The organism is Nostoc sp. DSM 114159 (genome assembly GCF_053470285.1).
Window position 1 is genome coordinate 7,190,671 of record NZ_JBPFEH010000001.1, and the last position, 14,695, is coordinate 7,205,365.

Below are 14,695 nucleotides of genomic sequence, written 5' to 3' on the forward strand. Positions count from 1 at the left end.
TATCAAACAGAATTCATGAGTCAGGAGCAAAGCCAAAGACGCCCCTGAATTCTTCTTAAATTATTTATGTCTACCTATTTATCAGGGCTATTTCGTTCTAAACACAAACCGCCCAGAACTAAAGTTTTGCGGCTCATAGCCCAAGCCCACACTTGGTGGATTAAAAGCCTTTATTAGTCGTCTTTAGACGAATGAGTGCTATTAGCCTCAGAATAAATTCTAAGGCGGGCTAGATGAGAAGGAAATAGCCCTACCTACTTGTAACTAAGGATTACTTGACCTCATCAGCCTCAAACTTTGTTACTTTACCTTTTTTAACCGCAACTATTACATCAAAGGTAGAACAGTATGAAAAGGTGACATTATTGGCTTTATTGTAAAGATTAACCACCATACCTGCACCACCGGGTTGAACACCTAGCGGTTCAAGATCGCCAAAAAAGAAACGACGTAGTTCATCACCACCACCAAACTGACCTTTATGTTTGATGACCAAATCAATCTTTTGTTGAGTAGTCAAACCTGTAACATCTTTCTTTTCTGCGGCTGATGCTTGCATCAGTGAAGGGCTGACAATTTTAAGTGGAACATCCCAAACTGTTAACATACCAACAAGAGCAACACTTGTAAGCAGAGAAGAAGCAATTTTCATTTGTTTTTCCTTGTGTTGAAGTTTCCCGATGAACTAAAGCATCTCATCTGCTACTGAAGTTCAAGTGAAACCAATCTAGTAATTGTCTGAATTTATCCCTTAGAAAAACTTAGTTTAGACTCAGCAGATTCTCAGGAAAGCGTGATGTTTTCAATCTCAGCCTGCTTTAAGTGTTTTCTCAGATTCATCTCACCTTAAATTACCCAAGTTAGCAGAGTATAGTAAAGAGTATTTTTTGCAGCAGTATTATTATGAGTAGACCGAAAAGATGGCATTCTTTTATTTATAAAATTCCCGGTCAAACCTATCTCTGGCTAGCAATTTTGATTTTTGGAGCTTCGAGTGCAGTTACCCGCAAGTTGACACAAATTGGCGCTCAACATTTCATGGATGGTCGAAATCCGATTTCTTTATGTAATGTTTTATTCGTAGGGAATTTATGTGCCTTGATAGTTATGTTACCTATTTATCGGCGACAGTGGAACAAAAAAGCTTTGCAACAACTGTCAAAGAAAGATTGGTTGGCGCTGATAGCAGTAGCTATTTTATCAGGAGCGCTTGTCCCTGGCTTAATTTTTCAGGCATTAGCATTAACAGGGGTGAACAATATTATTTTGATTGGACGCTTGGAACCACCTCTGGCTATGGCTTTATCAGTCTGGTTACTGAGGGAACGGGTAAATCGTTGGGAAGTTGTAGGAGCGATCGCTGCATTTGTCGGTGTTAGCCTAACTATTCTTCTACAACCCTCACACATGACTGCGATCGATATGGGTGTTTTAAAATTAGGTATTGGGGAATTATTGGCGGCGATCGCAGCTGTAGCTTCAGTAGTTTCAACGATTATTGTTAAAGAATGGCTTTCCGATATCCCAGTGGGAATCTTTAGTATCTTTCGTACTGCTCTAGGAACTGTAATATTTTTCTTTACTGCTTTAATTCTCTATGGCAGCGACCACTTTATGGATGTATTTTCACCTTTCCTGTGGCAATGGATGCTTGTTTATGCTGCTGTGATTGTGGTTTTAGGTCAATCATTTTGGCTCAAAGGCTTGAGAGCTTCTACCGTGTCAACGGCTTCTTTAGCTGGTTCTTTTACTCCAATTGTGGGAATTTTCGCAGCTTATTTGGTATTGGGTGAAGTCCCGACCTTTGCTCAATATATCGGTGGTAGCTTGATTTTAGCTGGAATATTCCTGGCCCAAGTTGGTATTCGTTTTCAGATTTCTCGTAAAGTTGCAACTCAAGTAGAACAAGGTATGGGATTTAAAGGGATCTGAAAAGTGCAAAGTCAAAAGTTATTTCTCCCTCATTTCCCTTAAAATATTGGCGATCGCACAAGTAAGTTCTGGCTGAGTCATATAACTAAGCTGATTTTAATTGAATAATCCCTTTATCAAAAACGCGATTATTAGTAGCGATCGCACTTACTTCTATTCTATCTTTATACACTTCATAAATTGATTTATTTTATGGCCATTTTTTAGTTAAAAATTGGTATGAATATTCAAACACTGAATTATTCCTTTTTTCGCAACATGTTTATAAACTATTACAAAGTAATCAAGATTTATTGCCTGAATCATTAAAGTTTATTCTTCTTAGTATGATTTCTCAAGACTGGCTTACATCATATAGGGAGGTTGCCGCAGTTGAAAATGCTCTAAAGAGAATATCAGCTAGAGTGAAAAGAGAAAATTATATAAAATCTTGAATAGAAGATTTATTATCTAATTATCAACAATTAAATCAAACTTTTTAGATTTTTTCTGCGATTTAATGAGCTATACAAATAATTTGTATTGTCAGCTAATTAAAAGCAGACTTGACATAATCAACCGCAATAGGCGTAATTTTTTCCACAAGATTATTAATCACGCCTCGTTCATATTCAGTCCAAATTCTGGGATGACCAAAAATGCATGGTTGTAAAATTCCCCAGAGTTGTCCATCCTGGCGGATATGGGCATGAATAAGGGCGCGATGTCCAAAATACTTCTGTTCAAATTCCCGATTTAAAACCTGAGAATCAGCAGTTTCTACATCTTCGACAAAGATTGAAGGTTTAGCACGTAGTGCAGCAGCAAACATCGGATCATCATCTACTAAAGTTGGGGGTTGTGCTGCCCATTCTTCATTATAAACAGTAGGTATATCTGGAGTGCGAACCCAACAAAAGGCAACTCTACCAAGGTCATTTTGGGGATTGTGCAGGTATAGAAAACATCTGTCGGACTGTAAAAAATCGCCTACGGCTGGCAACAGTGCAGAAAAAAAAGCATCTGGTGCTTGGTACGATTCTAAAATATTTTTGAGTGCAGAAGGAAGTTCTGGCTGAGTCATATAATTAAGCTGATTTTAATTGAATAATCCCTTTATCAAAAACGCGATTATTAGTAGCGATCGCACTTATTTCTATTCTATCTTTATATACTTCATAAGAAGCAAAACTTAAATCACTGGTAGAATACCCTGTCCACTCAGAACGCCCTACAGGACGATTGCCAGCACCCGCACCACAAATTAAGTAAGTTGTACCATCAATAGCACGAGTGCGTTCATAATTATGCTCGTGACCATTGATGTAAAGTTGAACGCCGTATTTTTGAAATAGAGGAGTAAAAGTTTTAATAAAATCTGGATTATTCCCATATTGACCCGATGAATAAATCGGATGATGACCAAACACGACTTTCCAAGGAGCATTACTAAGACTTAATTCTTTTTCTAACCAACTTAGCTGGTTTTTCCAATCAGCATTACTGTTAGTATCTAAAGCAAAAAATTGTACTTGATTACGTTTAAACGTATAGTAACGTCCCTTCATATTAAAGCCAGCATACTTGACTTGTGGATCGCCATTATCAGTACGAATATCGTGATTGCCTAAACAAGCCTGAAATTTAACACCTTGTTTCAGTAAAGGTTGATAAGGACGCTCAAAAACTGCATTAATTTTCTCAATTTCGCCGTTATTGTAAATGTTGTCTCCAGCTAAAATGACTAAATCATAAGGATTTTTCTGATGATACGCATTCATTGCTCTAGCCACAGCATACTGTCCTTTAGCCCCAGTTCCCGTATCTGCTACAGACACAAAACGTAATAACAAGTCTTTTTTGGCTGGGTTGGCGGCTATAGCTGTTGTTGAATCGCTAATATCAGCACTTGGATGATTTTGATGAGCAAACATCCAGGCTAAAAATCCTGTACCAATGGCGCTGAAGCTACTTAAAAATAAAAATTGACGGCGTTTCAGTTTCATAAGTCACCAAATTTAATAAATAGTCAGTTTAGCGGAAAACTTTGAGCAATGAAGTGATACATTAATGCAAAAGAAGGCAGCACCAGTAATAATGTACGTTGTTTGTCTTTGATTCGCTGCTTTTGGTGAAAGTTCCATGTCACAAGACAATCAGTCAAAACCGACGGATGAGCAGATAACTCAACCTCCCCAAAAACCTTACCAGAGAGTTCAGCCATTTTGGAAGGCTAAAATTATCCAACTTCTCCAAGGAACGATTGGGGTTCTAGAAGTAACGGTGGAAAAACTGGAGAAAGCACCCCCACCTGGTAGTGAGGAAAAACCAGGTTTTTTTCAGCAGCTTCAGTTGTGGTGGGGTGGACTATTAAGGACAATCCGCTTGTTTTTACCATCAAATTTGTCAACAAAGTTATCAGATACAGCTTTGACAGGAATTGTAACTGGAATTGCTGTAATTCTCGTTTGGACAACTACGACTATTTTTACTGGGAAACCTACGGAAATAGCAACTGTTCCCCCAGTTGAAGAGGTTCCGATACCAACACCAACGATAACTACTCCACCGGAATCAGTCGTACCAGAACCACAGCCAACAGAGGAAATTACGCCGCCAGAAGTACAAATTACGCCACCAGAAGCACAAATTACACCAACACCGGAACCAGAATCAGAACCAGAACCAGAACCAATTCCTACGCCAACGCCAATCCCAACACCAACACCAACACCAACACCCATCATAGAATTGACACCTGAACAAGCTTTGATTGCAGCTATTGAAAATCAGGTAGCTGAAATTAGCGATCGCGTTGCCTCTGGTCTGATAAAGTCAATTCAAGCCAACTTCCGTACCAGTAACTTGACTGTCAAAATTAGTAATGATTGGTACACTCTCAATGAATCTCAGCAAGACAAACTAGCTGCGGAGATATTACAACGCTCTCAAGAACTTGATTTTACTCATTTAGAAATTATCGATTCCCAAAATACGCTAATAGCTCGTAACCCGGTTGTTGGGACTGAGATAGTAATTTTTAAACGGCAAATAGCAAGTTAAAATAATTCGTAATTCGTAATACTTCGGCTACGCTCAGTACAAGTTCGTAATTCGTAATACTCGCCAAAGGCGAAAAGCAAGCTACGTAATTCGTAATGACGCTCTTGCATCGCTAAGGTAATTCGTAATTTGGAGTTTAACTTTAAGTATTTATGTTAGACAATATTTCGCTATTGCTGAAAGCTTGTGACAATTTAAATATCAGCTATGAAATTCTTCATCCTTCGGAAAATTTAGTCAAAATCAAATTGAATAGTAAACAGCATTATTTTTGTAACTATAGCACTCCCTTACTTAATCAAGCAGTAGCACACCTGCTCAAAGACAAAGAATATACTTATCATGTTTTAAATAAAAAAGTTAAACTTCCTCGAACGGTGGGTTTTCTTTCCCCTTTTTGTGACACCAAATATAAGATTTACTTAAAGTTTCCAACTATTCAAGATATCGTATTGGAAGTAAAAGAAAACTTTGAAATGCCAGTGATTATTAAAAGAAATTCTGGTGCGAGCGGACATAATGTCTTTTTATGTGAAAATATAAATGAAATTGAAACTGCTTTAAAAGAAATTTTTAGTATTAATAATAAGTATGATTACGTCGCTCTTGCTCAAGAATTTATTCAGATCAAATCTGAATATAGAGCCGTTTTCTTAAATAAAGAGTTGGTTTTGCTCTATGAAAAAGATATATCTGATGCGAAATTTGTCGGTAATCTCAGTCCTTTACACTGGGATGGTGCGAAAGCCAAGTACATCAACGATCCACAAATACTATCAGAAATTGCTAATTTTGCTCTACCAGTTTTTGAAGAATTAGACCTTAATTATGGTGGTTTTGATATTGTATTAGATCGAAACAATCAATATTGGTTAATTGAAATTAACTCTCACCCCAATTTTGGCATTTTTACTAGAGACAATGGAGAGGAGCAGGTGTTGAAAATTTTTGAAAAAATGCTCGTTAGCCTAGCCTCAAATTGAAGAAATAAAAAAGAGGGGTAAAGGTTAAAGGGTAAAGGGTAAAGGTATGAATTAGGTTGCTCACAATTCCACTCGCTTTTTACCCTTCCCCCTTCCCCTTCTTCATGTCTCTTGCTTAACTCTTAACTCACTACTCTTACTGCCTGAGTTGGTATCCATACAGTAAAAATTGAGCCGATACTTACAGTTGATTCTACTTCAATTCGACCTCGATGAAGTTCTACGAGTTGTTTAGTTAAAGCTAATCCAAGCCCAGTGCCTTCGTAGCGGCGGCGATAGGGTGTATCGAGTTGCTGAAATTTCTCAAACAGTAATGGTAATTGTTCTTCAGGAATGCCAATTCCGGTATCTTCTACTTGAAAAATAGCGGTATTATCTTCCACCCAAAGACGTAAAGTAACACTGCCACTTTCAGGGGTGAATTTAATCGCGTTAGTTAACAGATTCCAGAGGATTTGTTCTACTCGTTTGGCATCGCCGATAAAGCGATCGCACCTGGGATCGATTTGCAAATCAAGTATGAGATTAATTTGTTCGCTTGCTGCTTTTTTTTGCAGCGATTTTACAGCATTTTCGGCAACATTTACTAAAGAAAATTCCGAAATATTTAAAGCTGTCTTACCAGCCTCGATTTGCGATAAATCGAGGATGTCATTAATCATTTCTAATAAATGTTCTCCACTGTCGTGGATGGTTTGCAGATAACCCCGTTGTCGTTGGCTCAATTCACCCAAAGGCCAACGTAATAACGTCGAAGACATCCCAATCACATAAGTTAAAGGCGTGAGCAATTCATGACTGATAGTAGCGAGAAACTCACTTCTAATCCGGCTAGCAGCTTCGGCCGCGAGTAAAGCATCACGCAGGGCCATTGTCCGCTCAATAACTCGTTGTTCGAGATTTTGTTTTTCTTGGGTGAGAGTTTGCATTAACTCAGCTTGGTGAATCGCGATCGCTAATTGTTCTGCGATCGCAACCAGCAAGCTTTTTTCGCTATCATTCCATTGGTGTGGGCGATCGCACTGATGAGCAATCAGCAATCCCCATAGTTTGTCCTCAAACATAATCGGTGCAGCGAACTTAGCCCTAACTTGGCATTCCCTTAAAAAATTCAACAAACATTCTTCTAGAGCATAAGTTTTTTCAACATCATCCACAGCTAAGGTAAAACCTTGCTGATACTTCTCCCAACACTGAGAGGTTCGGATAAAGCAATTTTTTTCCGTGTAATTCAACACCGATGTAATAGCATCTGTAGCACGAGCTTCATAGACAATATAACCTCCATACTTTTGGCAGTCTCTTAGTAGAGGTTGATTATTTGTTGATATAAAAGGCGAGTGTCGATTGTGGTTTTCGTGTAGAGAAAAATAGATTTCGGCAGGTTCTCTAACCGATGGTTCCATGTCTGTTGTCAGTGCCGTTTCATTGAAGGGAATAGTATCAGACTGGTATGGTTGAGTATTTACTTGAGAAGCTGCAAATTTATAAATTACTAATCTGTCTAATTCCAAAAACTCACGCACCTGTGTAATTGCCGTTGCCATAATGACCGACAAATCCAGGCTTTTGCGGATCTGTGTTGTTACCTGATTTAACAACCGCTCTTGGGAAATCTGTTTTTTTAAAGCATCTTCCACTGGCTGACAGATATAAACTGCTGGCCCAATTGGGCTGGGAGATGCTATTATTTCTTGGTTTGGCTGAGTGAGGAGATATTCTAATAACAACAGCGTGAATTGACTTTGGAGCTTGGCATCATTGGGTTTAATGATTTGCTGATAACGTTCGAGATTTTGGTGAGTATAAGAATCGCACTCAAACAAGTTTCTCAACTCGTAGACAAAAGAAGCGATCGCCTCCAAATTAAACGTCAACTGAGCATTGATTTCTGTTAGCGGTAGCAGGGCGTTTAGCCCGTGCTGAGTGCCCAGTTCTGAATGAATTTCTTGCTCCCCTGCTCCCCTGCCCCCACTTCGGCTACGCTCAGTGACCACCTGCTCCCCTGCCCCCCTGCTCCCCTGGTTACTGAGTTTAGCCTGAGCGGCGTCGAAGGGCGTAGTCGAAGTATGCTCCCCTGCCTCCCTGCTCCCTTGCCCCTCCTCAAATGTTCCTACCAAGAGCGCACTAAACTGCTCAGAAACCACTAATGTAAACCTTTGCCTTTGCCACTCCACAGGGATGTAAATCCGCGCCAACGCAGCTTCAGTCAGTATCAAAACGGCACTTCCCACCGTTTGAGCCATCTGTTCTAACAACTCCCCAAGCTGATTAAATACAACAATAGGCAAGGTTCGAGAAAAGCTCAAATCAGGAGAACTAAGCATTTTCAGTCATTTTGGTAAGAGAGGGCACAATCCAGGGAAAAAAGTTTGTTTTGATTATGTACTAACCAATAACTTAAAACGGTAACACAGGATTATGCATCGTATAAGTAGCACATCGGGTGGATGGAATCAGTCAGAAGGTATAATTTTTTTAGAACAAACTCCCGCGCCTTTTGTCTTGATTACGGCTGCTGATACTGACATTCAAACCTTGGCAGCTGCGGTGACAAAGTTACCCCCAAGCTTTCCGGCATTAAGAGTCGCCAACCTGTTGCAGTTGCAGCAACAATTAAGCATAGATACTTATGGCGAGCAAGTTTTAGAACATGCCCAAGTAATTATTTTGCGCCTGTTAGGAGGACGCTCTTACTGGGGTTATGGCTTAGAAGTAGTGCAAGAAATTGTGCAACGAAATGGTAGAACCCTCATTGTAATGCCAGGGGATGACGCTTTCGATCCCGATTTAATTTCCCAGTCTACCGTGCTCTTGGCTATTGTTAACCAGGTATGGCAGTATTTTAGCGAAGGCGGCGTGGAAAATTTCGTTAATGCTCTGCAATTTATCTCCGATAGTTGCTTATTAACTGCATATAATCCTGCACTACCTCAGCCGATTCCGCGCGTCGGATTGTATGAATGGGGAGCAGGGGAGCAGGGGAGCAGAGGAGAGTTAGAACTTCATTCATCCACCTTTGAACTGGATGAATCCACCTCAGATACTCGTTCATCCACCTTTGAACTGGATGAATCCACCTCAGATACTCGTTCATCCACCTTTGAACCGGATGAATCCACCTCGTCCCCTTGTCCCCTTGTCCCCAATCCCCAATCCCCAATCCACAAAATCGGCATCCTTTTCTACCGCGCTCATTATTTAGCGGGGAATACTAAAGTAATTGATGCTTTATGCGAAGCATTGGCACAGAAAAATTTACAACCAGTACCAGTATTTGTTTCCTCATTGCGCGAACCAGATGTGCAAGTTGAGTTGAGTGAATTTTTCCAACCCAAAGAAGCCGAATCAATCGCTGTGCTGCTAAATACCACCAGTTTTTCTCTAGCACGCTTGGAAAGTGAAACACCCCAAACTGAACTTTGGCAAAAATTAGATGTGCCTGTGTTGCAGGTAATCCTCAGTGGCGGATCGATTGAGCAGTGGGAGTCACAATTTCAAGGGCTTTCTCCCCGCGATATTGGGATGAATGTGGCGCTACCAGAAGTAGATGGACGGATTATTACTCGTGCTGTGTCTTTTAAAGCATTGCAAACTCGTAATCCCCATTTAGAAACAGATGTGGTAATTTATGAACCAGTGAGCGATCGCATCGAGTTCGTTGCTAAACTAGCAGCAAATTGGGCGCGTCTACGTTCCAAACCACCCCAAGAACGGCGAATTGCCTTAATTCTGGCAAACTACCCCAACCGCAATGGCCGCCTCGCCAATGGTGTGGGACTCGACACCCCAGCAAGTTGTGTAGAAATCCTGCAAGCTTTACGTCAAGCTGGGTATGAAGTAGAAAATCCACCTGCTCAAGGAGACGAGTTGATTCAACGGCTGACAGATGGTGTAACCAACGATCCAGAAGGTAGAGAATCGCTTCCGGTACACCAAAGTGTTTCTTGGGAAGAATACCAAGAATATTTCGCTTCATTACCGCCAGTAGTTCAGCAAGGTATTAGTGAACGGTGGGGAGTGGGGGAAGAAGCAAGGGAGCAGGGAGCAGGGAGCAGAGGAGAAAATTTTTCACCTCCGCCCCCTGCACTCCGCCCCCCTGCCTCTTTCCCCGTTCCCGGAATTCAACTCGGCAACATCTTCGTAGGAATTCAGCCAGCAAGAGGTTATGATAATGACCCCAGCTTGAATTATCATGCACCGGATTTAGAACCAACCCATGCTTATTTAGCTTTCTACTATTGGGTTAGAGAAACTTTTGGTGCTGATGCTGTAGTTCATGTGGGAAAACACGGAAATCTAGAATGGCTACCGGGTAAAAGTGTGGCTTTATCGAGTAATTGTTATCCAGAAGTAGCCTTCGGCGCACTTCCCCACCTGTACCCGTTTATTGTCAACGATCCTGGTGAAGGTTCCCAAGCCAAACGTCGCGCCCAAGCAGTGATTATAGATCACCTCACGCCGCCAATGACTCGCGCAGAACTCTACGGTTCTTTGCAACAGTTAGAAAATTTAATTGATGAGTATTATGAAGCCGATAGTTTAGATCCTTCGCGTTTGCCAGTGATTCGCGATCGCATCCACGAACTGGTAATCAAAGAAAATTTACACCAGGATTTGGGGATTCAAAACGAAGAAATTTTGAATTTTGAATTTTTAATTTTGAATTCCATAGGTGGTTATCTTTGTGAATTGAAAGAAGCCCAAATCCGCGATGGCTTGCACATTTTTGGGCAATGTCCCCAAGGACGACAATTGAGGGATTTAATAGTAGCGATCGCTCGCATCCCCAATCGCCATTCTTCAGGTATTACCCGTGCGATCGCTCAAGATTGGGATCTAGACTTCGATCCCCTCACAGCAGATTTGTCAATGCCTAGTGGTGAATACTCAATAGTCAATAGCACAAAATGCCGCACCCTCGGTGATATTGTCGAAGTCCTAGAAGAACACGCCGCCCTTCTAGTAGAACAACTAATAAATCAGGATTCAGAATTGAGAATTCAGGAATCTTGTAGAGACGCGATTCATCGCGTCTGTGCTGGCGGGGGAGACGCGATGAATGGTGTCTCTACCTGGATACGCGATCGCCTCCTCCCAGCTTTACAACAAACCCACGAAGAAATTACCCATTTATTACACGGACTCGATGGCGGATATGTCCCCAGCGCTGCATCTGGCGCACCCACACGCGGCCGCCCGGAAGTTCTCCCAACAGGAAGAAACTTTTATTCTGTCGATATTCGCGCCATTCCCACAGAGACAGCTTGGGATATCGGCAGAAAAGCTGCTGAAACTCTCGTAGAATATTACACTCAAGAACATGGCGAGTATCCCAAAACACTAGGCTTATCATTGTGGGGCACAGCCACTATGAGAACAGGCGGTGATGATATAGCCGAAGCCTTAGCTTTACTTGGAGTCCAACCAGTATGGGATGGTGCAGCACGGCGAGTAGTAGATTTTGAAATTTTACCCTTAACGATTTTGGGGCGTCCCCGTGTAGATGTCACCTTGCGAATTTCGGGATTCTTCCGCGATGCGTTTCCCAACTTAATTGACTTATTCGCTCAAGCAGTATCAGCAGTAGCAGATTTAGATGAACCGCCAGAACAAAATCCTCTAGCAGATGCAGTTCGCCAAGAGACTCAATTGTGGACAAGCCAAGGATTAACTTTAGAAGCAGCCGTGGTGCGATCGCGCTATCGCATCTTTGGTTCTCGCCCAGGTGCTTACGGCGCTGGACTCCAAGGTTTAATCGAATCGCAAAACTGGACAGATGACGAAGATTTAGCCCGCGCCTACATTACCTGGAGTTCTTACGCCTATTCTTCAGAAAACTTGGCAGGGGAGCAGGGGAGCAGGGGAGCAGCACTTCGGCTACGCTCAGTGACTGAGGAGCAGGGGAGCAGAGGAGGAGAAATTCTTCCTAACTCCTCACTCCTAACTCCTAACTCCCAGTCTTCAATTTCCACTCCTAACTCCCAGTCCCCAATTTCCACTCCTAACTCCCAGTCCCCAATTTCCACACCTAACTCCTCACTCCTAACTCCTAACTCCCCACTCCCTTCTCCCGAAGCCTTCGAGCAACGCTTGTCTCAAATGCAAATTGTCCTGCACAATCAAGACAACCGCGAACACGATTTACTCGATTCTGATGATTATTACCAATTTCAGGGTGGCTTAACGGCGGCGGTGCGTTCTCTACAGGGAAAAAATCCTCAAACTTATTTTGGAGATAATTCTATACCCACCCAACCACGCGTTCGCCAACTGAAAGCAGAAATTGCACGAGTGTATCGTTCTCGCGTAGTTAATCCCAAGTGGATTGCAGGAGTCATGCGCCACGGATACAAGGGAGCCTTTGAAATGGCGGCGACGGTAGATTATCTATTTGCCTACGATGCAACCGCTAAATGTGTCGAAGATTACATGTATCAAGGCATAGTGGAAGCTTATTTACTCGATCCAGTTGTTGTAGAATTTATTCAGCAAAAGAACCCTTACGCACTGCGTGATATTGCTGAAAAATTATTAGAAGCACACAAGCGCAATTTATGGGAGGATGTAAATATAGGAACATTAGAAGCTTTGAGAAACCTAGTACATCAAGCTGAAGCAGTTATCGAAGAAAAATCAATGGTGTAGGAAACAAATATGGAGAATCTTGCGTATTTGCACCTAGCTTTCGCCTACGAAGACAGCACACCCAGTGAATTGGTCTGGCTCAGTTCTTTGTTTAAGGACGCAGCTGCACCAGACTGGAAAAGGCTTTCAGGTAGGGCTTGGAAGTATATGTTGCCCCTTGCTCTGTCTTTATCTATTCTTGGCGCTGTTAGCAGCGTCATGGCACTAGAAAAAGGCGATCGAGGCCCTTCTGTGAGAAATTTACAACAAAAATTGAGAACAGCAGGTTTTTACCAATCTTCTGTTACCCAAGTATATGACGCATCCACACAAGAAGCTGTGCGGCGCTTCCAAAAGGCCGCTGGTTTACCAGTGGACGGCATTGTTGGAGCAAGCACCCTGCAAAAATTAGAAAATTGGCAAGCGAAAAAGCCTACAAATAGGGCTACACAAGCTCAAAGAACCACTGCTGTAAGCGCACAAGCCAAAAAGCCCAGTACTACTAATTCAGCCACCAGTAAACGCCGAAATCCCAACTACCTGACTAAGGGGGATGAAGGTGAAGATGTCAAAGCTTTGCAAGAAAAGTTAAGAATCGCAGGCTTTTATTACGGAAACGCCACAGGCATATTTGGCCCAATTACCGAAGAAGCTGTCAAGCGGTTCCAAGATTCTTACAAATTAAGCGTTGATGGGGTTGTTGGTCCAGCAACATTAAGTAAATTGCCGGGAGTTGGCATCGGTGATGGAGAAGAGGCTCCCTCAAAGGTAGTCAATCGAGACAAACTTCGTGTAGGCGATCGCGGTGAGCCAGTTAGAATTCTTCAAGAACAATTGATCCAGGCAGGATATTTAGAGGGAGAGCCAAATGGCTACTATGGCCCTTACACTGCTGATGCTGTAAAGAGATTTCAGGCGGCTAATTTCTTAGCAGCAAGTGGTGTTGCTGGCCCAACTACGCGAGCTAAGTTATATAGCTCAGTTAATACTACTAGCAAAAGCGAATTTAATACCTTAGAAATTCAAACCCGACTACGGGAGCGAGGTTTTTATAAAGGCAAGCTCAATGGTGTGATGGCAGATGACACCAAAAAAGCGATTAAACAAGCCCAAGAATTCTACGGGATTAGTCTTAAGGATCTTAAGAGCGGACGCTTTTAACATCCGCTTTGGTGTCGTTAGTATCAGTTCCCAACTGGTTGCTTGCCTCCAGTAACAGCAAATTACGAACTGCTCAGATTCCATTTATTTGGTTAATTTGAGTAGTTTCGTCTTATTTATTCACCCAAGTGCTAAAGCGGCATCAGCGCCCGTTGGCACTTGGGACACACTGCATGGATGGTCATTTGACAATCTAAGAGGTGAAAACCTTCTTTTTGAGCGGTTTTTGACCCAATTTTTAAAATTGAATCATTTTTAAACTCAATAGTTGAGTTGCACCGAACACAAATTAAGTGATGGTGATGGTGGGGATAGGGCTGGTTGATCTCATAATGCTTATGTCCCTCGCCCAATTCTAATTCCCTTAAAATTCCCATCCTTGCCATCAACTTCAAAGTCCGATAAATAGTTGACAGACTGATCCCTTCACCATCAGTTTCGAGCCGATGATAAAGATCCTCCGCACTCAGATGTTCGCCTTGCGGAAGTTCTTGAAAAATGTGTAAAATTGTTTCGCGCTGGGGAGTTAAACGCCAGCCTCGTTCGTTCAGTTCTGCCTTGAGTGAAGTAGTTGTGTAGACAGTCATACTAATAGTTCTCAACAAAGCTTGTTAGTTGAGAATATAACAAATCTTGGGAGCAATTTGCAACAATCATTGCCTATTGAGAATTCTTACTAAATATTTAAGAACAATTCATCAAATCTTGAGCAAAATTCAAGTAATCAGCTGTAGTGCATTTAATTTGCATACAGCTAATATTGAGGATACTTGTAACGATTGCATCCCTTGACTTTGAATTTCGCATAAGTTAAATTTGAATTCTTAGTTGCTCCCCACCTTCAAGATATTTGAGCAAAGATTGGGGACAACTTTTATACAGTTTAATGCTAATTATTTGCTGTAAGCCGATAAAAGGCTTTTAACCTGGGAATAAAATCACACTTTTGT

The 14,695-nt window shown here is 41.8% G+C and carries 11 protein-coding genes; 6 read left to right on the forward strand and 5 right to left on the reverse strand.

Features of this window, described 5'->3' with window-relative positions:
• Positions 1 to 271: 271 nt before the first annotated feature.
• Positions 272 to 652, reverse strand: coding sequence for a hypothetical protein (locus ACR5KR_RS30550; protein WP_448269128.1), 381 nt, complete (start codon positions 650 to 652; stop codon positions 272 to 274).
• Positions 653 to 903: 251 nt separating this feature from the next.
• Between ACR5KR_RS30550 and ACR5KR_RS30555 the strand changes: the two genes are divergently transcribed.
• Both ACR5KR_RS30555 and ACR5KR_RS30560 read left to right on the forward strand, forming a co-directional pair.
• Positions 904 to 1,932, forward strand: coding sequence for a DMT family transporter (locus ACR5KR_RS30555; protein ID WP_448269129.1), 1,029 nt, complete (start codon positions 904 to 906; stop codon positions 1,930 to 1,932).
• Positions 1,933 to 2,111: 179 nt separating this feature from the next.
• Positions 2,112 to 2,366 carry an ACP phosphodiesterase gene (locus ACR5KR_RS30560; RefSeq protein WP_445632244.1) on the forward strand — a complete coding sequence of 85 codons (255 nt, stop codon included), beginning with the start codon at positions 2,112 to 2,114 and terminating at the stop codon, positions 2,364 to 2,366.
• Positions 2,367 to 2,461: 95 nt separating this feature from the next.
• Here ACR5KR_RS30560 and ACR5KR_RS30565 read toward each other — a convergent pair whose 3' ends face one another.
• Positions 2,462 to 2,995: a GAF domain-containing protein gene (locus tag ACR5KR_RS30565; protein WP_445628927.1), complete on the reverse strand. Its 534-nt coding sequence runs from the start codon at positions 2,993 to 2,995 to the stop codon at positions 2,462 to 2,464.
• 4 nt (positions 2,996 to 2,999) lie between these two features.
• Positions 3,000 to 3,917: a metallophosphoesterase family protein gene (locus ACR5KR_RS30570; protein ID WP_445628928.1), complete on the reverse strand. Its 918-nt coding sequence runs from the start codon at positions 3,915 to 3,917 to the stop codon at positions 3,000 to 3,002.
• A gap of 136 nt (positions 3,918 to 4,053) precedes the next feature.
• Here ACR5KR_RS30570 and ACR5KR_RS30575 point away from each other — a divergent pair, with 136 nt between their 5' ends.
• The gene (locus ACR5KR_RS30575; RefSeq protein ID WP_445628929.1) at positions 4,054 to 4,974 is read left to right on the forward strand and encodes a hypothetical protein; all 921 of its coding nucleotides are present in this window, start codon (positions 4,054 to 4,056) and stop codon (positions 4,972 to 4,974) included.
• Between the two features lie 152 nt (positions 4,975 to 5,126).
• On the forward strand, positions 5,127 to 5,957 hold the full coding sequence (locus ACR5KR_RS30580; RefSeq protein ID WP_448269130.1) for an ATP-grasp domain-containing protein: 831 nt from the start codon (positions 5,127 to 5,129) through the stop codon (positions 5,955 to 5,957).
• Between the two features lie 122 nt (positions 5,958 to 6,079).
• On the opposite strand, the gene ACR5KR_RS30585 is transcribed toward ACR5KR_RS30580, so the two are convergent.
• On the reverse strand, positions 6,080 to 8,284 hold the full coding sequence (locus tag ACR5KR_RS30585) for a GAF domain-containing sensor histidine kinase (protein ID WP_448269131.1): 2,205 nt from the start codon (positions 8,282 to 8,284) through the stop codon (positions 6,080 to 6,082).
• 94 nt (positions 8,285 to 8,378) lie between these two features.
• Between ACR5KR_RS30585 and cobN the strand changes: the two genes are divergently transcribed.
• Both cobN and ACR5KR_RS30595 read left to right on the forward strand, forming a co-directional pair.
• Positions 8,379 to 12,605 carry a cobaltochelatase subunit CobN gene (cobN, locus tag ACR5KR_RS30590; RefSeq protein ID WP_448269132.1) on the forward strand — a complete coding sequence of 1,409 codons (4,227 nt, stop codon included), beginning with the start codon at positions 8,379 to 8,381 and terminating at the stop codon, positions 12,603 to 12,605.
• Between the two features lie 9 nt (positions 12,606 to 12,614).
• Positions 12,615 to 13,745: a peptidoglycan-binding domain-containing protein gene (locus ACR5KR_RS30595; RefSeq protein WP_445628935.1), complete on the forward strand. Its 1,131-nt coding sequence runs from the start codon at positions 12,615 to 12,617 to the stop codon at positions 13,743 to 13,745.
• A 131-nt stretch (positions 13,746 to 13,876) separates the two neighbouring features.
• On the opposite strand, the gene ACR5KR_RS30600 is transcribed toward ACR5KR_RS30595, so the two are convergent.
• Complete coding sequence (locus tag ACR5KR_RS30600; protein WP_012407750.1) at positions 13,877 to 14,332, reverse strand: Fur family transcriptional regulator; 456 nt, start codon at positions 14,330 to 14,332, stop codon at positions 13,877 to 13,879.
• Positions 14,333 to 14,695: the final 363 nt, after the last annotated feature.

What these genes read in the sequence shown, in the direction of transcription:
- ACR5KR_RS30555 (WP_448269129.1), top strand. Translation starts at nt 904, where the DNA reads ATGAGTAGACCGAAAAGATGGCATTCTTTTATTTATAAAATTCCCGGT.
- ACR5KR_RS30575 (WP_445628929.1), top strand. Translation starts at nt 4,054, where the DNA reads ATGTCACAAGACAATCAGTCAAAACCGACGGATGAGCAGATAACTCAA.
- ACR5KR_RS30570 (WP_445628928.1), bottom strand. Translation starts at nt 3,917, where the DNA reads ATGAAACTGAAACGCCGTCAATTTTTATTTTTAAGTAGCTTCAGCGCC.
- ACR5KR_RS30580 (WP_448269130.1), top strand. Translation starts at nt 5,127, where the DNA reads ATGTTAGACAATATTTCGCTATTGCTGAAAGCTTGTGACAATTTAAAT.
- cobN (WP_448269132.1), top strand. Translation starts at nt 8,379, where the DNA reads ATGCATCGTATAAGTAGCACATCGGGTGGATGGAATCAGTCAGAAGGT.
- ACR5KR_RS30565 (WP_445628927.1), bottom strand. Translation starts at nt 2,995, where the DNA reads ATGACTCAGCCAGAACTTCCTTCTGCACTCAAAAATATTTTAGAATCG.
- ACR5KR_RS30550 (WP_448269128.1), bottom strand. Translation starts at nt 652, where the DNA reads ATGAAAATTGCTTCTTCTCTGCTTACAAGTGTTGCTCTTGTTGGTATG.
- ACR5KR_RS30585 (WP_448269131.1), bottom strand. Translation starts at nt 8,284, where the DNA reads ATGCTTAGTTCTCCTGATTTGAGCTTTTCTCGAACCTTGCCTATTGTT.
- ACR5KR_RS30595 (WP_445628935.1), top strand. Translation starts at nt 12,615, where the DNA reads ATGGAGAATCTTGCGTATTTGCACCTAGCTTTCGCCTACGAAGACAGC.
- ACR5KR_RS30600 (WP_012407750.1), bottom strand. Translation starts at nt 14,332, where the DNA reads ATGACTGTCTACACAACTACTTCACTCAAGGCAGAACTGAACGAACGA.